Here is a 22250-nt window from a genome sequence, read left to right as displayed (position 1 = left end):
GAGGCTGCGGCCCGCTGCCTGGGCTCCAAAAGCGTAACCCATAGGTTACGCTTTGGCGGTGGACGACGTGGCCGCCGCGATCGCGGACCCGGTGCGGCGGCGCATCCTCGAACTACTGCGCGAGCGTCAGCTGCCGGCCGGACGGATCGCCGAGGAGTTCGAGATCAGCCGCCCGGCGATCAGCCGACACCTGCGCGTGCTGCGCGACTGCGGTCTGGTCCGCGACACCGTCGTCGGCCGCCAGCGGTTCTACGAACTGGATCCGACCCGGCTCGCCGAGTTGGTCCGGTGGCTGACCCCGTTCACCCGGACCGCGCTCTGGGAACGTCGCTTCGACGCCTTGGAGACCGAGGTCTACCGTGCCCGCCGCGACCGCCGATCCGGCGACTCGCCACCCGCCACACAGGAGCGCACCGCATGACCCGTGTACCGACCGGCCGACTCTTCGGCACCGAGAACGGCATGGACCTGGTCCTCACCCGCATGTTCCCCGCCCCCATCGACGACGTGTGGGCCAGCCTCACCGAGTCGGAACGCACGGCACGATGGTTCGGCCCGTGGGAGGGCGACGCCGGGCCCGGCCGCACCATCCGGGTGCAGATGGCGCTGGAGGAGGAAGCGCCCTGGTCAGATCTGCGGATCGACGCGTGTGAGCCACCCCGACGGCTTGCCGTCTCGATGCGCGACGAGTACGGCCACTGGGTGCTGGAGCTGCTGCTGACCTCCCACGGTGAGCGGACCGAGCTGCGCTTCGTCCACCACCTCGACGACGCCGATGGCATCGGTGAGGTGGGGCCGGGCTGGGAGTACTACCTCGACTGTCTGGTGGCCGCCCGCGACGACACGGCGTTGCCGTCGTTCGACGACTACCACCCGCCCATGAAGGCGTACTACGAGCAACTGCGGCCGGAGTGATCGAAGATACCCACATCCGCGCCATTCGCTCCGTTTTGCTCGGTCTTCCCCGGGTACCGCCCTGGCCATCTGGCTCTCGTGTCCCAGGGAGGTACCTGTCAAGATGAACGCCCGCAACCCCGCCGAGGCGGTAAGGAACGTCGTGGAAGCCGCGGCGGAGAAGGTGACCGACGCCCTCACCCCGCAGGTGCCCGGTGCGCCGGGCAGCGCCCCGCCGCCGCGCGACGAGCCGACGACGCCGCACGAGCCGCTGCCGCCGAAACCCGAACAGGGTGCCCCGCAGACCCGCACGCCGACCGGCGCCGAGACCGGCGCGCCGGCCACCGCCAACGGCCAGCAGGGCGCCTTCCTCACCACCGCGCAGGGTGCGCGGCTACGGGACACCGCCCACTCCCTCAAGGCGGGCCCGCGCGGGCCCGTCCTGCTCCAGGACCACCACCTGCGGGAGAAGATCACCCATTTCGACCATGAGCGGATCCCCGAGCGGGTGGTGCACGCCCGCGGGGCGGGCGCGCACGGCGAGTTCACCGCGTACGGCACCGCCGAGGCGGTCACCCGGGCGGGTTTCCTGGCCAAGGGGCGGACCACCGAGGTCTTCGTCCGCTTCTCCACGGTGCTCGGTTCCCGGGGCTCGGCCGACACCGTCCGCGACACCCGGGGCTTCGCCACGAAGTTCTACACCGACGAGGGCACCTTCGATCTGGTCGGCAACAACATGCCGGTCTTCTTCATCCAGGACGCCATCAAGTTTCCCGACATCATCCACGCCGGCAAGCCGCATCCCGACCGTGAGATCCCGCAGGCGCAGAGCGCGCACGACACCTTCTGGGATTTCGTCTCGCTGCACAGCGAGGCCCAGCACCACACCATGTGGAACATGTCCGACCGGGGCATCCCCCGCTCCTACCGGACCATGGAGGGCTTCGGCGTCCACACCTTCCGACTGGTCAACGCGGCGGGCGAGACGGTGCTGGCCAAGTTCCACTGGAAGCCGAAGCTGGGCGTGCACTCGCTGGTCTGGGAGGAGGCCCAGCTGCTCGGCGGCATGGACCCGGACTTCCACCGGCGTGACCTCTACGACGCCATCGAGGCCGGTGCGTTCCCCGAGTGGGAACTCGGCCTTCAGGTCTTCCCCGACACGCCGGAGGAGACCTTCGCCGGCATCGACCTGCTCGATCCGACGAAGATCGTGCCGGAGGAACTCGCACCGGTGCAGCCGGTCGGCAAGCTCACGCTGAACCGCACGCCGACGAACTTCTTCGCCGAGACCGAGCAGGTCGCCTTCCACGTGGGGCACCTGCCGCCGGGCATCGACGTCACCAACGACCCGCTGCTCCAGGGACGGCTCTTCTCGTACGTCGACACGCAGTTGACCCGCCTGGGTGGGCCGAACTTCGCGCAGATCCCGATCAACCGGCCGCACGCTGCGGTCAACGACATGCTGCGCGACGGCTTCCACCAGCAGGCCGTCCACGCGGGCGTGGCACCGTACCGGCCGAACTCCCTGGACGGTGGCAATCCGTTCCCGGCCGGCGCGGACGACGACGCGTTCGTCGACGTGCCGGTGCAGGTCGCGCAGGCTCCCAAGGTACGCGCCAACCCGGCCTCGTTCGACGACCACTTCAGCCAGGCCCGCCTGTTCTGGCTGAGCATGTCCCCGGTCGAGCGGGAACACATCATCCGGGCGTACACCTTCGAGCTGGGCAAGTGCTACCACCAGGCGATCAAGGAGCGGCAGCTCCAGTGCCTGGCCAACATCGACCCGGTGCTCTGCGCCCAGGTGGCCACCGGCCTCGGTCTGCCCGCGCCGGAGCCGACAGTGCCGGTGGCCGACGTCGAGCCCAGCCCCGCGCTGTCCCAGGTGGGCCGGCAGTGGCCGGCCGACGGGCGGATGGTGGGCATCGTCGTCGACCCCGACGTCGACCTGGACAGCGTCCGGGCGGTCCGCGAGGCGGTCTTCGCCGCCGACATGGTGCCACTGCTGATCGCGCCGCACGGCGGAACCATCGGCGATCTGCCCGCGCAACGCAGCTTCGCCACCGGCCGCTCGGTCGAACTCGACGCGCTCCTGCTCGCCTCGGCGCCCGCACCGGCCCCGGACGCGATACCGGCCCGCGACGCCAAGGCGGGCGCAGCCGGCTCGACCGCCGTCGACCCCCGGGTCCTGCTGATGGTGGAGGAGTGCTGGCGGCACGCCAAGGCCATCGGCGCGTGGGGCAGCGGCGTCACGGTGCTGGAGCAGGTCGGCGTCACCGGCTCTCCGGGCGTGGTCACCGGCGACTCCGCCAGCGACGTCCTGACCGCCGTCCAGCAGTTGATGGCCGACCACCGCGTCTGGCACCGCTTCCCCACCCCCACCCCCGTCGCCTGACCCGGCTCCACGCCGTAGGAATCTTGGTCCGTGAGCGCCCCCAGGAGGGTGCTCACGGACCAAGATTCACATGTCGAGCGCTCCACGCGAGGTTCGGTAGGTCCGGGGTGGCGTACCGGCGCGTCAGGTCTCGGACAGGGCCTTGTGCAGGCGGCGGGCTTCGGTGACCACGCGGCTGGAGCCGCTCCGCCCGGCGAGGTCGGCCAGGCCGGGCACGTCGATCCGGACGCCCGTCGTGGTGGCCGTCTCCGCTGCCAGGGTCAGCAGATCCGGTACGCCACGCGGTGGCGTGGGCGCGGCCAGCACCGCCGGAAGCGCGGCGGCCAGCAGCCGCCACACGGTCAGCGGCGCGCCAGCCTGCGCGGCGTCGCGCAGCGGTTCGACGACCCGGGACAGCTTCACCAGTTGCCGGGCGGCCAGCGTGCCGAGCTGCTCTCCGGTGCCGGCGGCGTCGAAGTCACCGGCGGCGGCGAGGGCGAGCAGCGCATCCACCGTCGCCACCCGGTCCGGGCCGTGCCGGGCAGCGAGCCCGTAGGCCACCGCCAGGTCGAGAGCCACCCCGCCCGGGCCACCGACCTCCGCGAGCAGGGGCAGCACCGTCGCGCCGCCGCGCTCGTCCATGTCCGCGGCACCGGCGACCAGCGGCAGAGCGTACGCGGTGACCGCGCCTTTGTGGCTGGGCAGCAGCGACGGCCACAGGTGCACCCAGCCGGAGTGGTCGCCGCCGAGCGGGGTGGCCGGCGCGGTGAGCAGCCCGTAGCGGTCGATCGTGCCGGTGGGTGGTGCCAGCTCGACCAGGATGCGCTCGGCCGGCATGTACGCCCACTCCCAGTGGCGGTTGCCCCGGCGCGGGTCTCGGGTGACGGTGCGGGACCGGATGACCGGCTGCGGCAGGCCGCCGTCGCGTAGCCAGCCGGCGAGCCGTTGGCCGGCTGCGGTGCCGAGCGCCGCCACCTTCGCGGCGACTGACTCGTCGACGTCGGCTGGCAACCGCAGCAGCGCCTGGGTGAGATCCCAGTGGCCCGGCTCCCGGTGACCCAGCGCGGTGAGCCGTTCCAGGAGGGCCATCGGGTCGAGCAGACCGTTGGTCGAGGTGGGCAGTGCCAGCAGGCCGGACTGTCCCGGCTCGTCGAGGTACGCGCCGATCTCGGCCAGCCGGGCACGCAACAGCCGGTGGATCGGCGGCACCTTGGGATCGGTGACCGCCAGCTCCGGCACCGCGTCGGGTCGGTGCACCGCCTTCAGCAGTTTCTCCCACCGCTCCCGCCGCCGGTCGGTGCGGCCGACACCGGCGCTGCGAAACACCTCGACCACCGTCTCGCAGAGACAGAGTGGATCCCAGCGGTGCTCGTTCGCCCACGACCAGTGCCGCCGCTCGATCACCGGGTCGAGTGCGGCGCGTACCCGGGGCCCGTCGGCTGCGGCGAGCCGGACCAGCCCGTCGAGGATCCGCTCCAGGGGTGCCCCTTCGTACGGCGCGCCCAGCAGGGCGGCGACCTCCTCGGTCAACTCGTCCACGTCGTTGATCGGGTCGGAGGCCGGTGCGGGCGGCGCGGGCGGGGACAGGTCGTCGCCGCGTGGCCGGGTCAGCGCCGGGATGACCGGTGCCGGCTCGACACCGTGTCGGGCCGCCAGAGCCGCCGCCCGCTCCCGTAGCTCCACCGCCGGATGGTCGGCGGCCACCGCGATCACCTCGCCGATCTCGGCGGCCCGGTCCCGGTGCTGGCGGGCAAGTTGGTCGAGCCAGGTGAGCTGGGTCCTGACGAGTGTCTTGTCGGGTCGCGTGAGCATCTGCCGGGCAGCGTCGAGGATCGGCTCCAGCTCCAGCTCGGGCAGTTTCCGCAGCGCCTTCTGGGCCATGGTGGCCACCGGCGCGGGAGCGTCGACGAGCAGCCGCAGGTAATCGGTGACCCGGTCGGTGACCTCGGCGGGGGTCGGCGCGAGCTGGTCGAGCAGGGTGGTGAAGGCGCGCAGCGCGGCGGGCCGGTCGCCGCGCAGCAGCCGACTGATCGAACCGTCGAGCAGCATCATCCGGTCGACCACCCCCTCGGTGGCGAGCTGGGCCAGGGCGGCCGGCAGGGCGGGCTGACCGTGCTCGTCCCAGTTGTCGTGGGGGGCGACGAACATCATCTGCACGCCGATGCCGTCCACCTCGAACAGCCGGGGCAGCATGGCGGCCAGGAACGGATCGTCGCGCAGCCGGTCGACCACCGGCGCCGGCTGGCCCTGGTGGAACCGGTCGGGGGCCTCGACCCCGGTCAACCACAGCTGCACGCACCGGTCGTCGGTGGGTGGCGCGCCCCCCTCGGCGTGCAGCAGGGCGGCGATGAAATGCCACCGGCCCACCCAGGTGTCCTGACGGAACCGAGCGGCAATCCGGTGGGCCAGGTCGACGAGCCAGTCGACACCCCGCTCCTGCGCTGTTCGACGGATCAGCTCGGCCGCGCGCCGACCGTGCGGGTTCACCGAGGGACGACCGAGGATCGCCGCGGCCTGAGCTGCGGTGGGCAGGCAGCCGACCACGGCGGCCGCCAGGGCGGTCCCGGTGCCGGCCGCCCACCAGTTGTCCCGGTGCTGCTTGAACCAGGCGGTCAACTCCACGCCGATCTCCCGGCGGCGCTGCTCCGGCAAGCCCTCCAGCGCCGCCGCGACCGAATCGGCGTCACCGCTGCTCACCAGGTCGAACAGGTCGCTCGTGCCGCCGGCCGCCAACTCCCGCCGACGACGTACGGTGCTCTGCACCGGCCGCGTCACACCCGCTCCTCGACCCGCTCGGCGGCCAGCATCCGGGTGGCCAGGGCGTGCCGGCACGGCCCGCGTTGCCCCCGGTGTTTCGCCCACCAGGGGCAGGTGCAGGTCAGCCCGCCGTCGGGGAGCTGGCGGACCCGGTACACCTGGTCCCCGCTGCGTACCGTCGCTGCCGTGCCGTCGAGCTGCACCGCCTCGGCGTCGAGCAACGCCCGCGCACCGACCAACCGGGGGTTGTCCCGCTCGGCCCGGCCGGCGTCGTACGGCATCACCCGGTGGAAGTACGCCGCCTCGGCCACGTCGTAGCCGACCCGACCGGCGGTGCCGAGCTGGGCCAGTGCGCCCCGGACCCGCTCCGCGTCGATGCCGGCCTGCTCGGCCAGCCGGTCGGGCTCGATGGTCGGATCCCAGGAGAGCAGGGCCGAGATGAGGTCGGCGTCGTCGACGACATCGTCTCCGGCGAGCGCGGCGAGAGCGGCCCCCTCGCCGGAGAAACCCCGGTACGGCTCGGGGGAGAGGGTCAGCGACAGCCGCAGCGCGCCGGTGTCCAGTTCCCAGACGCTCGGGGCCGGAGCGGCGCCGGGAGCCACCGTCGGCCCGTACACCCGGAGGGTTTTCGCGAAGCGCAGCATCGGTTGCAGCGCGACCAGTCGGCCGGCCCCGGCCAGGCAGACCGCTCCGGGAACGGGTCGGGAGGTCAGCCGCAGGGACCGGCCGGCCGGTACCACCCAGAGCACCGACCGTTCGCTGCCCCTGGGTAGCCGGCGCAGGAAGGCGCTGGCCTCGGCGGCCGGCAGCTCCGCCCGAGGCTCGAAGCGGGCCGCGAGGACCTGGACCTCGGCGAAGCCGCGCAGCCAGCGCGCCGGCAGCGGCACCTTCTTCTCCACCACCGAACCGTCCAGTGTGGAGACGGTGAGATCGTCGGGACCGACCGACAGGTGCAGCGGATCCAGACCACCGACCCGGGCCAGTGCCTCGCGCAGCGGGGTGTTCACGTCGACGTTCGTGGTGCCGTGCTCGGACACGTCACCGTCGAGCCCGGTGGGCAGCACGTCGAGCCGCGCGTACACCCCGCAGCAGCCGGAGAATGATTCGAAGCGGAGCCGGTCGCGGCTGCCGGTGACCACCGGGTCGAGGCTGGCCGGGCTGACCGGCCGGTGGTAGCGGGTGCGGGCCACCTCGGCCACCGCCAGCAGACCCACCGCGGCTGCCTGCCCAGTGGTGAGAAAACCGGTGAAGAAGCGGGGATTCGGCGCGGGACCGCCGCTGGTCTGCAGGGCGAGTGATCGCTGCGCGAGGGTGGAGGGGGCGAGATACCGGTACGTCTGGACTACGCTCACGCCGCCGCACGGTAGTGCAACCCACCGACACCGCAGCGCCGTGCCGGGAGTCCTCAGTGGGCGGCGACTGCCATCGCCTCCACCGGCTCCGGCACGGCCAGCTGGCCGGGGCGGACCACCACGACGAGCACGAGCAGGGCCGAGACCATTCCGCCGGCGATCACCAGGGCCATCGCCACGGCACCGGTGCCGAGCACGCCCACCAGCGGAGCGGCCACCGCCCCGATGCCGAACTGCACCGCGCCGAGCAGAGCGGAGGCGGTGCCGGCCGCCTCGCCGTGTCGGGTCAGGGCCAGCGCGGGAGCGTTCGGCAGCGCCAGGCCGGCCGCCGCGAGCACCACCCAGAGCGACGCGAGCAGGGCCGGCAGGCCGCCGATCCCGGTCGCGGCGAGGCCGAGCAGCAGCACGCTGGCGGCGGAGCCCACGATCAGGGCGGTCACCAGGATCCGTTGCGGGGACCAGCGACGCAGCAGCCGTACGTTGCCCTGGGTGGCCGCGATCAGCCCCACCGCCCCGGCGCCGAAGGCCAGCCCGAACTGCTGCTCGTCGAGCCCGTACCGCTCCTGCAGGACGAACGATGAGCCGCCGACGTAGGCGAACAGAGCCGCCATGGCCAGCCCGGCCACCAGCACCAGCCCGACGAAGGCGCGGTCACGCAGCAGTGCGCCGTAGAGCCGGACGGTGGGCAGCACCCCACCGCGTTGACGCCGCAGCGGTGGCAGCGTCTCCGGCAGGCCCAGCATCGCGATCAGCAGCAGCAGTACGCCGAAGACCGCGAGGGCGGCGAACACGCCACGCCACTGGGTCCACCGCAGCAGTTCGCTGCCGAGGGTCGGCGCGAGGATCGGAGCGGCGCCCATCACGAGCAACAGGCGGGACAGCAGTTGAGCGAAGGCCGCGCCGCTGAACAGGTCGCGGACCACGGCCATGGCGATCACGGCAGCCGCCGCCGCGCCCAGGCCCTGGACCACCCGCAGTGCGCCGAGCACTGTGATGTTCGGGGCGAGGGCGCAGCTCACGGACGCCACGATGTGCAGTGCGGTACCGGCGATCAGCGGTGTCCGCCGGCCGACGGCGTCGGAGAGCGGACCGATCAGCAGTTGTCCGAGGGCGAGGCCGATCAGGGTGCCGGTGAGCGTCAGCTGGACCGCCGCCGAGGTGGTGCCGAAGTCGTCGACGATCGAGGGCAACGCCGGAAGGTACATGTCGATGGTGAGCGGGCCCACCGCGATCAGCGAGCCGAGGACGAGAATGAGGCGGAGGCGCTGGCGACGGCTCATCAGGTCGCCCGGCATCAGCGCGGCCGGCGGAGCGGCGTCGTCGACGGCGCTCACCGGAAGGTCTCCCGCCGGACCGGAGCCGGGGCGGATCGTGGTGCGACGGTCATACCTGGCTGCAACCCGCAGCCGCCGACCTGATTCCCCACAACACCGGTAACACACCTCACATCCCACCGCCCCCAGCACGCCCCTCCTGACGGCGACACCGGCCGAGGGGGACAACATCGGGGAACCTGCTGCCTCCGGCCGGCCGGAGGCAGCAGGTTCCCCGATGTTGCGCGGATCTTGAGCGGACCCAGGTCCTCCGGAACGGGCCGGTCGCCGGCCCCAACATCGATGGTGGGACCGGCGACCGGTGGTTCTCGACAGGAAGGTGGGTCAGGCGGCGTCGGCGGCGGTGCCGGCGGTCACCTCCCGCCGGGTGGCCGGGTAGCGGATGCTCTCCACCATCTCGACGATCTCGTCCGGTGGTGGCGCCGTCATCTTCGACACCACGATGGTGACGACGAAGTTGACGATCGCGCCGATGGTGCCGATGCCCTCCGGGCTGATGTCGAAGATGTGCGGGTTGGCCGCGGTGCCGAACACCGGCAGCGTGTAGATCATGTAGCTGGCGGTGAAGATCAGGCCGGTCACCATGCCGGCCGCCGCGCCGGTGGCATTACATCGTTTCCAGAAGATGCCAAGCACGATGGCCGGGAAGAAGGTCGACGCCGCCAGGCCGAAGGCGAAGGCGACCACCTGCGCCACGAACGCCGGCGGGTTGATGCCGGCGTAGATGGCGACCAGCACCGCGAGGCCCATGGCGATCCGGCCGGCGAGCAGTCGCTGCTGGTCGGTGGAGTCGCGCTTGACCCGGCGGAAGTACAGGTCGTGCGAGAACGACGACGAGATCACCAGCAGCAGGCCGGCTGCCGTGGACATCGCGGCGGCCATGCCGCCGGCCGCCACCAGACCCACGATCGGTGCCGGCAGGCCGGCGATCTCGGGACTGGCGAGGACCAGGATGTCGTTGTTGACGATCAGGTCGGCGCCGGAGGTCGGGCTGTTGCTTACCGTGTTGATGGTCGTAGCGCCGTCGCTGACCGTGACCAGCCCGGTCGCCGCCCAGTTCTCGATCCAGCTGGGCAGGGCGTTGGCCGAGACGCCGTTGACGTCCTGGAGCAGGTTCAGCTTGGTGAAGGCGCCCACCGCCGGGGCGGTGGTGTAGAGCAGGGCGATGAAGAACAGCGCCCAGAACGCCGAGTAGCGGGCACCGCGTACGGTCTTCGTCGTGTAGAACCGGACGATGACGTGCGGTAGACCGGCGGTGCCGATCATCAGCGCCATCGTCACCAGGAACACGTCGATCTGTGGCCGGGCCGCGAACGCCTCGGTGTACTGGTTCAAGCCCATCTCGACGCTGATCGCGTCGAGTTCGGCGAGGATCTGCCCGAACGACACCTGCGGGACCGGAAATCCGGTCATCTGCTGCGCCACCGCGAAGGCGGGAATCAGATAGGCGACGATCAGCACCGTGTACTGCGCCACCTGGGTCCAGGTGATGCCCTTCATGCCGCCGAGCACCGCGTACAAGCCGATGATCACGGCGGCGAGGATGACGCCCTGGGTCACGTCCAGCTTCAGGAACCGGCTGAAGACGATGCCGCCACCGCGCATCTGCCCGACCACGTAGGTGAAGGAAATGATGATCGCGGCCACCGCGGCGATGGTGCGCACGGTTTCCGAGTACCGGTCACCGACGAACTCGGGCACCGTGAACTTGCCCCACTTACGCAGGTAGGGGGCGATCAGCAGGGCCAGCAGCACATAGCCGCCGGTCCAGCCCATCAGGTAGATGGTGCCGTCGGAGCCGAGGAAGGCGATCAGGCCGGCCATCGAGATGAACGACGCCGCCGACATCCAGTCGGCGGCCACGGCCGCACCGTTGGCGATGGTGGGGATGCCCTGGCCGGCGACGTAGAAGCCGGCGGTCTCCTTCACCCGGCTGCGCCAGGCGATGTAGAGGTAGACGGCGAACGAGCCGACGATGAAGACGAGGGTCCAGATCTGGATCTGACTCATTTGCCAGCCCCCTCGGTCTCCTGCTCGTCAACACCGAACTGGTTGTCGAGGCGATCCATCATCTTCGCGTACACGAAAATCAGAATCACGAAGACGTAGATCGATCCCTGCTGGGCGAACCAGAACCCGAGCGGGAATCCGGCGATGACGATGTTGTTGAGCGGTTCGACGAGCAGGATTCCGAAGCCGAACGAGACGACGAACCAGATGGCCAGGAGAATCACCATGAGCCGCAGATTGCGGCTCCAGTACTCTTTGCGCCAGCTGTTGTCCGGCGGGGAAGCCGGTGGTGGTGCCGCCGGTGGCGGTTCACCGCCACGGGTCTCCTTATCGGGGGTTACCTCGGTCATGTCTGGAGCCTCCTAGTCGGTATGGAACCGGTAGATCCGGCGAGGGGCCTGCGACACGGCGCCCGGTTGGTGGTGACGCGGTGCTGGTGCCGTGGCCCGACCCGCCCAGCCGCGTCGCCGTACTGCTCGACGTGGTTGTGCGGTCGGTCACACCTTTGGTCTGGGAAGCGAACGTGATGCAGCCTGGCCAGGCAAGAGTTGATCCGTCAGGTGCGGCCTCGGGTCGCTGAGCGGTCCGTTGGACCCCGCGAACGGTCGAGTGGGGCGGACCGGAGCGCGAAATCGTCCCGTTTCGCGGTTTTCGCGGGCCCGGTCCGTCCGCCCACCGACCCCGCCCGACCGCTCACCGATCGGCCCGGTCGATCAACGGTGTGGAGCGCCTAGCATCCGGACATGGCCGACACCGCATCCACCGCCGCCCCGGTTCGCCGGCGCGTTTTCCACGCCGGCAGTCTCGGCATGATCGTCGGCGGCGTGCTCGCGCTTGTCGGCTCGCTGCTGCCCTGGGTCATCACGCCGTTCGGTTCGCTCTCCGGCGCGGCCGGTCCCGGTCTCTGGACGTTGAGCATGGCGTTCCTGGCCGTCGCCGGTGCCCTGCTGCCGTACCGCAAGGTGGCCATCGCGCACAGCCTGATCCCCGGGTTGGTCGTCGCCGCGATCGTCGGATGGCAGGTGGCCCGTCTGATCAGCCTCAGCGCCAGCACCGGTGCCTGGGGGCAACTGATGCCGGGCGTCGGCCTGGTCATGGTCGCAGGTGGCGCGGTGGTCCTGATCCGCACCGGCATGCGCCTGGTCAAACTGAGCTGACGGCCGACCGCGCCGCGCCGACAGGTGCCCCGCCGGCCGCGCCGGGCCCCAGCCTGTCGGCCGCGCCGAGTCTGAGGTGAGAGATCCGGCCGAGCCGTGAAACCTTCCGCCGCCCGTACGCGTCATCCCGCTGAATCGACCGAGGATCACCCGCCACCCGGCGGCTGGCCCCGGTGCCGACCAGCTCGGGAGGAATCGTGTCGCTGGGTAGGTGGCTCGCCGCTGCGGGCCTGGTGGTGCTGACCGGCACCGCCGTCGCGGTATACACCATGGGTCCGGCCTCCGGCGACGGGCCGGCGCGCGAGGCGGCGACGCCCGTGGACGCTCCGGCGGGGGTGGCAGCCACGCCGCTGCCCACGGCGGCGGACCCGCTGCTGTCCGGCAAGCGTCGGATCACCATGGTCCGGGTGGGTGCCTTCGAGTCGGGGCTGGCACTGCTCGACGGCGGCCGGTTGGCCGAGGTGGACGACGACCGGGGCCGACAGGTGTTCGTACCGACGCCGGTGGGTTCGGGACAGTTCCTCGTCAAGGCGTACCACGGTGGCGGCACCGGGCAGCCGGTCTGCTGGCAGGTGCGCAACCCGGGCGACACCCGGCCGCTCCACGTACGGGGCGCCGTCTGCCGGGCCGACGACCCCGCCCAGCGTTTCGAGATCACCGCCGTGGCCGACGGTGGTCCCCGCGAGTACCTGATCAGCAACCGGTGGGCCTACCTGCGGAACTCCGCACGATCCGGCCTGATCATGGAGGAGTTGGGGGATGCCCCGCCGGCGAGTAGCTTCCGGTTCACCGACACCGGACCGGCACCCCGGAGGTAGGGCGTGGTCACGCCCCCCGGGCACCGGTCCCGGGGGCGTGACCGCCAGGCCACGACAAGCAGCGACAGTACGGGTGGGAACGTGAGTGAAACGCGACGCTGAGGAGTTCGACGCCTTCTACTCGGCGTCGGCGCAGCGGGTGCTGGGCCACCTGGCGGCGATGACCGGCAGCCGGGCCGAGGCCGAGGACGCGGTGGCGGAGGCGTACGCCAGAGCCTGGGACCGCTGGGCGTCGGTACGGGAGTGCGACAGCCCGGAGGCGTGGGTGCGCCGGGTCGCGTACCGGATCGCGGTGAGCGCCTGGCGCAAGACGGTGAACCGGCTCCGTGCCCACCGCCGGGAGATGGCCGGCCATCAGGTCGAGCCGACCTCGGTCGATCACGTGGCGGTGGTGTCGGCGCTGCGACGCATCTCCGCCGACCAGCGGCGGGTGGTGGTCCTGCACCACCTGGTCGGGCTGAGTGTGACCGAGATCGCGGCGGAGATCGGCAGCAACGTGAACACCGTCAAGACGCGGCTCGCCCGGGGACGCCGGGCCCTCGCCGCGCACCTGAGCGACGACGCATACGAGACCACCGGCGGGGGAGGCAGTCATGGGTCCTGAGCCGCGTCTCGACGAGGCCCTGCGCGCGTTGGCCGGGCACGGCCGGCAGGGGAGGGTGCCGGCCGCCGTCGACATCCGACGTCGGGGCGACACCCGTCGCCGCCGCCGACGGACCGCTTCCGCCGCCCTGGGCGTCGTACTCGTCGGTCTGCTCGGTGCCGGCGCGGTCCTGGCCCGTCCCACCGGGGGTTCGGACTCCCTCCCCGTCGGCCCGGCCGGCCCGACGACACCGCCGGCTGCCGCGTCGGCGACTCCCGATGCGGCCGGCACGTCCGGTCCGCCGAGCAACGATCCGCTGCTGTCGGGGCGGCGGCAGGTGACGATCGTCCGGGCGGCCGAGCAGAGCGGCGGGCTCTCCCTGCTCGCCGACGGTCGCCTCGCCGAGGTCGACGGCGACGAGGGCCGCCAGCTGTTCGTGGTCACACCGCAGGGACCCGGCACCTATCTGGTCCGGGCCGCCGAGCGGGGCGGCGAACCGACCGACAGTTGCTGGGAGGTGCGGTCGTCGGGCAGCCAGCCGCTGCGGGTGGTGGCGGCCACCTGTGCGCCGGAGGAACCGAGGCAGCAGTTCACCATCGTCCGGGACGGGCAACGCGGCGGTGCGCCGACGTACGCGATCAGCAGCCAGTCGGCGTACCTGCAGAACTCGCCGACCCGTGGCCTGATCCTGGAGGAGTTGGGCGACGCACCACTGACCACGCGGTTCCGGCTGGTCGACAACGGAGCGGCACCGGGATGACCGGTCCCTGCCCGAGCGGGCAGCGCGGGTACCGGTCGGGCAGGCCGTGCCACGAAACGGGCAAGGTATTTGTGGCGGTTTGCCGGCGGTGACGGTTATGGGCTGCCCGTTCGGCGGTGGAAGCCGGTCACCAAATCCACTGGATTGAACGGCAGGTGACCGGGGTCACCTGCCGTTCATCGGTGTTACAAAAAAGCACCCGAGCCGAACGGAGGTGTGCAGGTGGACCCGACCCAGCGCCGGCAGCACATCCTCACCTTGGCTCGCCGTCAGGGTGACGTCGACGTGCGTAAGCTCGCCGCCGACCTGGGCGTGGCGCCGGAAACCGTCCGACGCGACCTGAGCCTGCTGGCCCAGCAGGGGCTGGTGCGCCGCACCCACGGCGGGGCGTACCCGGTGGAGACGGCCCGCTTCGAGACGACCCTGGAGACCCGGGCCACCCGGATGGTCGTGGAGAAGCGACGGATCGCCGCCGCGGCGGTGGAACACCTCGGCGACGCCGAGTCGGTCTTCATCGACGAGGGCTACACCCCGCAACTGATCGCCGAGGCGCTGCCCACCCACCGCCCACTGACGGTGGTGACCGCCTCCCTGCACACCGCTGCGGCGCTGGCCGCGTACCCGAGCCTCACCGTGCTGTTGCTCGGCGGCCGGGTCCGTGGCCGGACCTTGGCCACCGTCGACCACTGGGCCACCCGGATGCTTGCCGGATTCGTCATCGACCTGGCCTACGTCGGGGCCAACGGCATCTCCCGCGAGCACGGGCTGACCACGCCCGACCCGGCGGTGGCCGCCGTCAAGGCCCAGGTGATGTCGGTGTCCCGGCGGGTGGTGTTCGCCGGGGTGCACACCAAGTTCGGTGGGCACAGCTTCTGCCGCTTCGCCGACGTCGCGGACGTCGACACCATCGTCACGGACACGGCACTGCCGGCGTCCGAGGCGCACCGCTACTCACTGCTCGGCCCGGTGGTGCTGCGCGTCTGAGCGCCGCCGTCCGACCCACCTTTCCCTCACCACCACACCCCACCATGGAGGTTCGCTGTGCCTGAAACACGAACTCCTCGTCGACGGCGTGGGCCGGCCGCGCTCGCCGCCGTCCTCGCCGTCACGTTGGTCTCGACCGCCTGTTCCGGAGCGGGCGGTGGTTCCTCAAGCGACGGCACCGCCATCACCGTGCTGATGGTCGGCAACCCGCAGATGGAGGACCTGGCGAAGGTCACCGCCGACAACTTCACCAAGGACACCGGAATCGAGGTGCGGTTCACGATCCTGCCGGAGAACGAGCTGCGCGACCGGGTCACCCAGGACGTCGCCACCCAGGGCGGCCAGTACGACGTGGCGACGATCGGGGCGTACGAGGCGCCGATCTGGGCGCAGAACGACTGGCTGCACGAACTCAGCTCGTACGCGGACGCCGACACCGCGTACGACAAGGGTGACCTGCTGGAGCCGATGGTCGCCTCGCTCTCCGGCACCGACGGGAAGCTCTACGCCGCCCCGTTCTACGGCGAGTCGTCGTTCCTGATGTACAACAAGGAACTCTTCGCCGCCGAGGGCCTGACCATGCCGGAGCGGCCGACCTGGCAGCAGGTGGCCGAGTTCGCCGAACGGCTCGACGACGACGCGGCCGGCGTCTCCGGCATCTGCCTGCGCGGGCTGCCCGGCTGGGGTGAGCTGTTCGCCCCGCTGACCACCGTGGTGAACACCTTCGGTGGCACCTGGTTCGAGCAGGACTGGACGCCGAAGGTCAACGCACCCGAGTTCACCGAGGCGACGAAGTTCTACGTCGACCTGCTGCGCGAACACGGCCAGCCCGGCGCGCCGCAGTCCGGCTTCACCGAGTGCCTGAACACCTTCGGGCAGGGCAAGGCGGCCATGTGGTACGACGCCACCTCCGCCGCCGGCACCCTGGAGGACCCCAACGCCAGCACCGTCGCCGGCAAGGTCGGCTACGCGTACGCGCCGGTCGACAAGACCGAATCCTCCGGCTGGCTGTGGGCGTGGGCCCTGGCCATGCCGAAGACCACGAAGAACGCCGACGCCGCCTGGAAGTTCATCTCCTGGGCCACCGGCAAGGAGTACGAGAAGCTGGTCGGCTCGTCACTCGGCTGGTCCCGGGTGCCGGCGGGCAAGCGTCAGTCCACCTACGAGATCGCCGAGTACCGGCAGTCCGCCGAGGCGTTCGCCGACATCACGCTCAAGTCCATCCAGGAGGCCGACCCGGTCAGCCCCGGGGTGCAACCGCGCCCCGCCCTCGGCGTGCAGTTCGTCGGCATCCCCGAGTTCGCCGACCTGGGAACGAAGGTGTCGCAGGAGGTGTCGGCCGCCATCGCCGGCCAGACCACCGTCGACCAGGCGCTCGCCGACGGCCAGCGGTTGGCCGAGGAAGCCGCCAGCAACCACCGGTAGCCGCCCGCCGGGGCCGGTCGACCGACCGGCCCCGGCCCTGCCCCCGAGGCGGATCGATGACCACCACCAGCACCACCGGTGCGGACGCGCCCCCGCGACCCACCGTCCGTCCCACCCGTGACGACCGGCGACACCGTTGGACCCGTCGGGCCCCGCTGCTGCCCGCCCTGGTCTTCGCCATCGTGGTGACGCAACTGCCCTTCCTGTTCACCCTCTACCTGTCCACTCAGAGCTGGAACGCGCTGCGGCCGGGCAGCCGCGAGTTCATCGGCCTGGCGAACTACGCGACCGTGCTCACCGACGGTCGACTGCGTGCCGCGCTGCTCAACACGGTGGTGCTCACCGCCTCGTCGGTGATCGCCTCCGTGCTGCTCGGCCTCGGCCTGGCCATCCTGCTCGACCGCAAGTTCCCCGGCCGGGGGATCGTCCGCACCCTGCTCATCACCCCGTTCCTGGTGATGCCGATGGCGGCGGCGCTGCTGTGGAAACACGCGATATACAACCCGTCCTACGGCCTGATCAACGGCATCCTCGGCGGCAGCACCGACTGGGTGTCGCAGTACCCGATGGTCTCCGTGGTCGCCGCGCTGGTCTGGCAGTGGACCCCGTTCATGATGCTGATCATCCTGGCCGGCCTGCAGAGCCAGTCCCTGGAGACGCTGGAGGCGGCCCGGGTCGACGGCGCCGGCCCGTGGCAGACCTTCACCCGGATCACCCTGCCCTACCTGCGGCCCTACCTGGAACTGGGTGCCCTGCTCGGCTCCATCTACCTGGTGCAGACCTTCGACGCGGTCTTCACCATCACCCAGGGCGGCCCAGGTCGGGCCACCACCAACCTGCCGTACGAGATCTACCTGACCACCTTCCGCAAGTTCGAGTACGGCGAGGCCGCCGCGGCCGGCGTCGTGGTGGTGATCGGCACCATCATCGTCGCCACCTTCGCGCTGCGGGTGATCTCCAGCCTGTTCCGGATGGAGGACGCACGATGACCCGTACCGCGAGTCCGGCCCGGCGCAGCGCGGGCCGCACCGGGGCCGCGTGGACCGTGCTGGCGTGGCTGGCCGGCCTGTTGTTCTTCCTGCCGGTGGCCTGGATGGTGCTCACCGGCTTCAAGCGCGAGGTCGACGCCGCCAGCAACCCGCCGTCCTGGTTCTTCACCCCGGTGCTGGACGGCTACCGGCAGGTCTTCGACCGGGACATCACCCCGTACCTGCTCAACTCGGTGATGGCCAGTGTGCTGTCCACCCTGCTGGTGCTCGTACTGGCCACCCCGGCGGCGTACGCGCTGTCGATCCGGCCGGTCGAACGCTGGCGCGACGTGCTGTTCTTCTTCATCAGCACCAAGATGCTGCCGGTGGTCGCCGCGCTGCTGCCGATCTACCTGCTGGTGCAGGACCTCGGCATGCTGGACAACGTCTGGACCCTGATCGTGCTCTACACCGCCATGAACCTTCCGCTCGCGGTGTGGATGATGCGGTCGTTCCTGCTGGAGGTGCCGGCGGCGCTGATCGAGGCGGCGGCGATGGACGGCGCCGACCTGCTCGTCACCATCCGGCGGATCCTGCTACCGATCGTGGCGCCCGGCCTGGCCGCGACCGCGCTGATCTGCTTCATCTTCAGCTGGAACGAGTTCTTCTTCGCGGTCAACCTGACCGCCACCCGGGCCGGCACCTCGCCGATCTTCCTGGTCGGCTTCATCACGTCCGAAGGGCTGTTCCTGGCCCGGCTCTGCGCGGCGGCGACAATCGTGTCGCTACCGGTCGTGCTGGCCGGCTGGATCGCCCAGAAACAACTCGTCCGAGGACTCTCCATGGGGGCGGTCAAGTGAAGGCAGCAGTCATCGTCAAGCCGGGCCAGATCAGCGTCGAGTCGGTACCGGACCCGACGCCCGGCACCCGGGACGTGGTGGTCGAGGTCGCCGGGTGCGGGATCTGCGGCACCGATCTGCACATCATGGACGGCGAGTTCGCGCCCGCGTACCCGATCGTGCCGGGCCACGAGTTCGCCGGCACGGTGGTCGCGGTGGGGCGGGACGTCACCGAGGTGCGCGTCGGCGACCCGGTCGCCGTGGACCCGTCGCTGCACTGCGGCGAGTGCTACCAGTGTCGCCGGGCCCGGGGCAACCTCTGCGAACGGTGGAACGCCATCGGGGTCACCGTCTCCGGTGGGGCGGCCGAGTACGCGCTCGCCCCGGTACGCAACTGCGTGGTGCTACCGTCCGGTGTGGCCCCGGCTGACGCCGCCCTCATCGAACCGCTCTCCTGCGCGGTACGCGGCTTCGACGTGCTGCCCCGCCGGCTGGCCGACCACTACCTCATCTACGGCGCCGGCACCATGGGCCTGATGATGCTGGAGCTGGCGAAGCGCTGCGGTGCGGCGTCCGTCAGCGTGGTCGATCTGAACCCCGACCGCCTCGCCACCGCCGTCCAGTTGGGCTGCTCGGCGAGCGCCGCCAACGCCGACGAGCTGGACCGCCCGCGCGGCTGGGACGTCGTGATCGACTGCACCGGCGTCGAGGCGGCGATCGCCGACGGCCTGACCCGGGTGGCTCCCGCCGGCACCTTCCTCCAGTTCGGCGTCTCCGAGTACGCCACCCGGGTGCCGGTCGAGCCGTACCGCATCTACAACAAGGAGATCACCGTCACCGGCTCGATGGCCGTCCTGCACAGCTTCGACCGCGCCGCCGAGCTGTTCGCGGCCGGCGTGCTGGACCCGCAGGTCTTCATCAGCCACCGCTTCCCCCTGGCCGCCTACGCCGACGCGATGTCGCAGTTCCGCTCCGGCATCGGCCGCAAACTCCTCATCACCTGACCCCGCGCCCCACCCCCCACCCACCCACTGGGACCCTCGCCCCGACGGGAACAGGAAGCAGCAACATCGGCGATGTTGTCCCCTCAAGGGCGCCCGAGGCAGCAACGTCGGGCAAGTTGCTGCCGCATGGCGGTCAGCTGTGCGGCATGCTCGGGTGGGTGGCGGGGTACCGGGCCGGGGTGCGGATGGACAAGGCCGAGCGCGTAGAGCTGCGTCGGCTCGTGGCGGACTTCAGGCGGTGGGGCCAAGTCGCCCAGGACGTACGGGACTGGCACCGGGGCGTCCAGCAGGCGGCCAGCAGCGCCGAGAGGGGATTGCGGGACCGCAGCGTTGTGGTCGATCGCTCCGGCCAGGGGGCGTGGCGCGTGCTCGCGTTGCGGGCGAACGACCGTGACGCCGTCCGGCGACTCCAGGAGCGGGCCGTGCTTCCCGCGACGACAGCCGCCGACCACGCCCTGCTGCGCCTGCTCACCGATGACGCTCCTCGCGCCGTCGCCGACCTCGCGCCCATGCTCGACGTACGCCGTTACCTCGCCGGGCCAGCCAGGAAGCAGTCAGCGGCCACCGCCGCGATGTTCCTCCGCGACCGGCACACGCAGGTCATCGCCACTGGCGGTCCCGAGCGCCTGGCGTACCTCGGCGTCCCCACCGCAGCTTCCGACCCGGTCCGGGACGACGTCCGCGACCTGCTCGACCCGTCCCTTCGCTTCGCGCTCCTCGCCGAGCGCACCGGCCGGGAGCCCGAACTTGTCGAGCGGACCGGGCGGGAGCGCGGGCCCACCGGCCGGATCGGACCGGAGCGGGAGTCGGCCGGGTGGACCGGTCCGGAGCCGGAGCTGGTGGACCGGTCGGTCTTCGGAGGGCTGCCTGCGGCACTTGCCGCCATCGACAAGGTCGTGGCCGGTGAAGCCCCGTACCGGTCGGCGGCCCGTGAAGCGGGCGAGCAGGTCAGACAATCCGAGGTGCACCGCATCCTGCGGGACATGCCGGTGGAGGCGCTGCGAACCGTCACCCGCGACCGGTTCCGCCTCGGACCACTGGCCGACGCCGGAGTCGTCACGGTGCAGGACGTGCTGCACCATGGCCCGTCGCTTCAGGCGCTTCCGGGTGTCGGGGCGACCTCGGCTCGTCGCCTGATCGGAGCTGCCCGCACCCTCTGGCAGACCACCTACGACGAGACGCCGGTCCGCATCGACGTCGACCACCGCCACCCGGAGACCACTCTTCTGTTGCGGCGGCTCGCTGAGTGGGACGCGCGCCGGCGCACGCGTGGCGCGGCAGCCGACCTCGAACGCGCCGCGGAACTCGCGCCGCTGGGCGGCACCATCGACCGCAGCACCACTCACCTGCTGGTGGTGCCGACCCGAGGGCTCGCCGCCAGCGGCCTCTGCGAGAGCATCGAGATCGTCAAACGGCGAGCCGAGCTGCTCGGCAGATCCTCCGCACCGGGTCGGCGGAACCTGCGTGCCGACCCCTGGGACGACTTCCTCACTCGCCCCGCCGACTACTTCGCGATGCTCTCCGAGCTGGGATTCGCCAGCGGCGACGGGAACGCCGCGCACGGCGACCTCCCGGACGAGATCATCGAGGCGGTACGCGACCAGGTGCTCGACGGCGCACACCTGACCGCTTCGCTGCGCGGCTACCAGAGCTTCGCGGCGCGCTTCGCCCTGGTCCAGCGCAAGGTCGTCATCGGAGACGAGATGGGCCTCGGTAAGACAGTCGAGGCGCTCGCGGTACTGGCCCACCTGCGCAGCAGGGGAAGCACTCACTTCCTGGTGGTGTGTCCCGCCGCCGTGGTGACCAACTGGGTCCGCGAGATCAGCGGCAAGTCGAGGCTGCGTCCACACCGGGTGCACGGCCCGGAACGCGATGCCGCGGCCCGTACCTGGCTGCGGGACGGGGGCGTGGCGGTCACCACGTACGAGACCCTCGCCTGGTGGGAGCCGCAACTCCGGGAAGTCCCCGACCTGGCGTGTGTCGTGGTCGACGAGGCCCACTACGTCAAGAACCCACAGGCGCAGCGGTCGATCAGAACGAAGGAGATTGTCGCGCGCGCCGAACGGGCCATCCTGCTCACCGGTACACCGCTGGAGAACAAGGTCGACGAGTTCCGCAACCTCGCCCGCTATGTACGCCCCGATCTCACCCTCGACACCACCGACCCGTCACCCGCGCGGTTCCGGCGGCAGATCGCGCCCGCGTACCTGCGCCGCAACCAGGACGACGTGCTCGACGAACTGCCCGAACTCATCGAGGTCGAGGAGTGGCTGCCGATGTCCTCGGCGGACACCACGCGTTACCGCGAGGCGGTCGAGCGGGGAAACTTCATGCGGATGCGCCAGGCGGCGATGCTTCAGGCCACCGAGTCCACAAAGGTGCAGCGCCTGGTCGAGATCGTCCGGGAGGCGGCGGAGAACGAGCGCCGAGTCATCGTCTTCTCCCACTTCCGGGAGGTACTCGAACTGGTCGCCCGTACCCTTCCCGGCCCGGTCTTCGGTCCGCTGACCGGCTCGGTGCCCGCCAACCACCGGCAGCGGATGGTGGACGAATTCTCGGCCGCCCGCCACGGGGCCGTCCTGGTGGCCCAGATCGTGGCCGGTGGCGTCGGGCTCAACATCCAGTCCGCCTCCGTCGTCGTCATCTGTGAACCTCAGCTGAAACCCACCACCGAGGCGCAGGCCATCGCCCGGGCACACCGGATGGGGCAGGTCCAGTCGGTGCAGGTCCACCGGCTGCTCTCCGAGGAGGGCGTCGACCAGCGGATCACCGAACTGCTGGCGGGCAAGCGCCGCATCTTCGACGACTTCGCCCGGGTCAGCGACACGGCCGACGCGAGCCCGGAGGCGGTCGACCTGTCCGAGGCCGAACTGGTCCGAGAGGTCGTGGCGGCCGAGCGCCAACGCCTCCTCGACCCGGCACCCGAGCTCCCGCCCCAGCACGCGCCGTCGTAACCCGTCGCCGAAGGATCCGTGGCAGCAAAGGCGTCAGATG

At 71.2% G+C, this 22250-nt stretch carries 18 protein-coding genes; 13 read left to right on the top strand and 5 right to left on the bottom strand.

Annotation, left to right across the window (positions count from 1 at the left end; translation table 11 throughout):
• The first annotated feature begins 58 nt into the window (after positions 1–58).
• The 3 genes from O7624_RS01935 to O7624_RS01925 all read left to right on the top strand — a co-directional run bounded on the left by O7624_RS01935 (position 59) and on the right by O7624_RS01925 (position 3286).
• Entirely contained in the window at positions 59–421 is a 363-nt protein-coding gene (locus O7624_RS01935) for a metalloregulator ArsR/SmtB family transcription factor (protein WP_093402162.1), read from the top strand.
• Positions 418–915, top strand: a complete 498-nt coding sequence (locus O7624_RS01930; protein ID WP_282238660.1) for an SRPBCC family protein — start codon at positions 418–420, stop codon at positions 913–915. Before O7624_RS01935 ends, O7624_RS01930 begins: the two co-directional genes overlap by 4 nt.
• 103 nt (positions 916–1018) lie before the next feature.
• Positions 1019–3286, top strand: coding sequence for a catalase (locus O7624_RS01925; RefSeq protein WP_282238659.1), 2268 nt, complete (start codon positions 1019–1021; stop codon positions 3284–3286).
• Positions 3287–3409: 123 nt separating this feature from the next.
• On the opposite strand, the gene O7624_RS01920 is transcribed toward O7624_RS01925, so the two are convergent.
• The 5 genes from O7624_RS01920 to O7624_RS01900 all read right to left on the bottom strand — a co-directional run bounded on the left by O7624_RS01920 (position 3410) and on the right by O7624_RS01900 (position 11068).
• Positions 3410–6040, bottom strand: coding sequence for a DUF6493 family protein (locus O7624_RS01920; protein WP_282238658.1), 2631 nt, complete (start codon positions 6038–6040; stop codon positions 3410–3412).
• Positions 6037–7374, bottom strand: a complete 1338-nt coding sequence (locus O7624_RS01915; RefSeq protein ID WP_282238657.1) for an SWIM zinc finger family protein — start codon at positions 7372–7374, stop codon at positions 6037–6039. Before O7624_RS01915 ends, O7624_RS01920 begins: the two co-directional genes overlap by 4 nt.
• 53 nt (positions 7375–7427) lie before the next feature.
• Positions 7428–8708 (bottom strand): multidrug effflux MFS transporter, encoded by a 1281-nt coding sequence (locus tag O7624_RS01910; RefSeq protein ID WP_232511075.1) that lies wholly within the window; start codon positions 8706–8708, stop codon positions 7428–7430.
• A gap of 324 nt (positions 8709–9032) precedes the next feature.
• A complete protein-coding gene (locus O7624_RS01905; RefSeq protein WP_282238656.1) occupies positions 9033–10718 on the bottom strand; it encodes a sodium:solute symporter family protein in 1686 nt (561 codons plus the stop codon).
• The gene (locus O7624_RS01900; protein WP_093402167.1) at positions 10715–11068 is read right to left on the bottom strand and encodes a DUF4212 domain-containing protein; all 354 of its coding nucleotides are present in this window, start codon (positions 11066–11068) and stop codon (positions 10715–10717) included. The genes O7624_RS01905 and O7624_RS01900 overlap by 4 nt, the downstream gene beginning before the upstream one ends.
• Positions 11069–11461: 393 nt before the next feature.
• Here O7624_RS01900 and O7624_RS01895 point away from each other — a divergent pair, with 393 nt between their 5' ends.
• The 10 genes from O7624_RS01895 (at position 11462) to O7624_RS01850 (ending at position 22210) form a co-directional block, all read left to right on the top strand.
• The gene (locus tag O7624_RS01895; RefSeq protein WP_282238655.1) at positions 11462–11875 is read left to right on the top strand and encodes a hypothetical protein; all 414 of its coding nucleotides are present in this window, start codon (positions 11462–11464) and stop codon (positions 11873–11875) included.
• 197 nt (positions 11876–12072) lie between these two features.
• Positions 12073–12693, top strand: coding sequence for a hypothetical protein (locus tag O7624_RS01890; protein WP_282238654.1), 621 nt, complete (start codon positions 12073–12075; stop codon positions 12691–12693).
• Between the two features lie 85 nt (positions 12694–12778).
• Positions 12779–13297, top strand: coding sequence for a sigma-70 family RNA polymerase sigma factor (locus O7624_RS01885; RefSeq protein ID WP_282238653.1), 519 nt, complete (start codon positions 12779–12781; stop codon positions 13295–13297).
• Positions 13287–14036, top strand: coding sequence for a hypothetical protein (locus tag O7624_RS01880; protein WP_093402171.1), 750 nt, complete (start codon positions 13287–13289; stop codon positions 14034–14036). Before O7624_RS01885 ends, O7624_RS01880 begins: the two co-directional genes overlap by 11 nt.
• Positions 14037–14258: 222 nt before the next feature.
• Positions 14259–15020, top strand: a complete 762-nt coding sequence (locus O7624_RS01875) for a DeoR/GlpR family DNA-binding transcription regulator (protein WP_093402455.1) — start codon at positions 14259–14261, stop codon at positions 15018–15020.
• A gap of 57 nt (positions 15021–15077) precedes the next feature.
• On the top strand, positions 15078–16445 hold the full coding sequence (locus tag O7624_RS01870; RefSeq protein WP_282238652.1) for a sugar ABC transporter substrate-binding protein: 1368 nt from the start codon (positions 15078–15080) through the stop codon (positions 16443–16445).
• Between the two features lie 56 nt (positions 16446–16501).
• Positions 16502–17434 (top strand): sugar ABC transporter permease, encoded by a 933-nt coding sequence (locus tag O7624_RS01865; protein WP_093402172.1) that lies wholly within the window; start codon positions 16502–16504, stop codon positions 17432–17434.
• A complete protein-coding gene (locus O7624_RS01860; protein ID WP_210823365.1) occupies positions 17431–18273 on the top strand; it encodes a carbohydrate ABC transporter permease in 843 nt (280 codons plus the stop codon). Before O7624_RS01865 ends, O7624_RS01860 begins: the two co-directional genes overlap by 4 nt.
• Positions 18270–19256 carry a zinc-dependent alcohol dehydrogenase family protein gene (locus O7624_RS01855; protein WP_093402174.1) on the top strand — a complete coding sequence of 329 codons (987 nt, stop codon included), beginning with the start codon at positions 18270–18272 and terminating at the stop codon, positions 19254–19256. The genes O7624_RS01860 and O7624_RS01855 overlap by 4 nt, the downstream gene beginning before the upstream one ends.
• Positions 19257–19414: 158 nt before the next feature.
• A complete protein-coding gene (locus tag O7624_RS01850) occupies positions 19415–22210 on the top strand; it encodes a DEAD/DEAH box helicase (protein ID WP_282238651.1) in 2796 nt (931 codons plus the stop codon).
• Positions 22211–22250 lie beyond the last annotated feature (40 nt).

This window comes from Verrucosispora sp. WMMD1129 (assembly GCF_029581255.1).
In the GTDB taxonomy this organism is placed as follows: domain Bacteria; phylum Actinomycetota; class Actinomycetes; order Mycobacteriales; family Micromonosporaceae; genus Micromonospora; species Micromonospora sediminimaris.
Note: the sequence above shows the minus strand (reverse complement) of the source record. Positions and strands in the feature narration are given on the sequence as shown.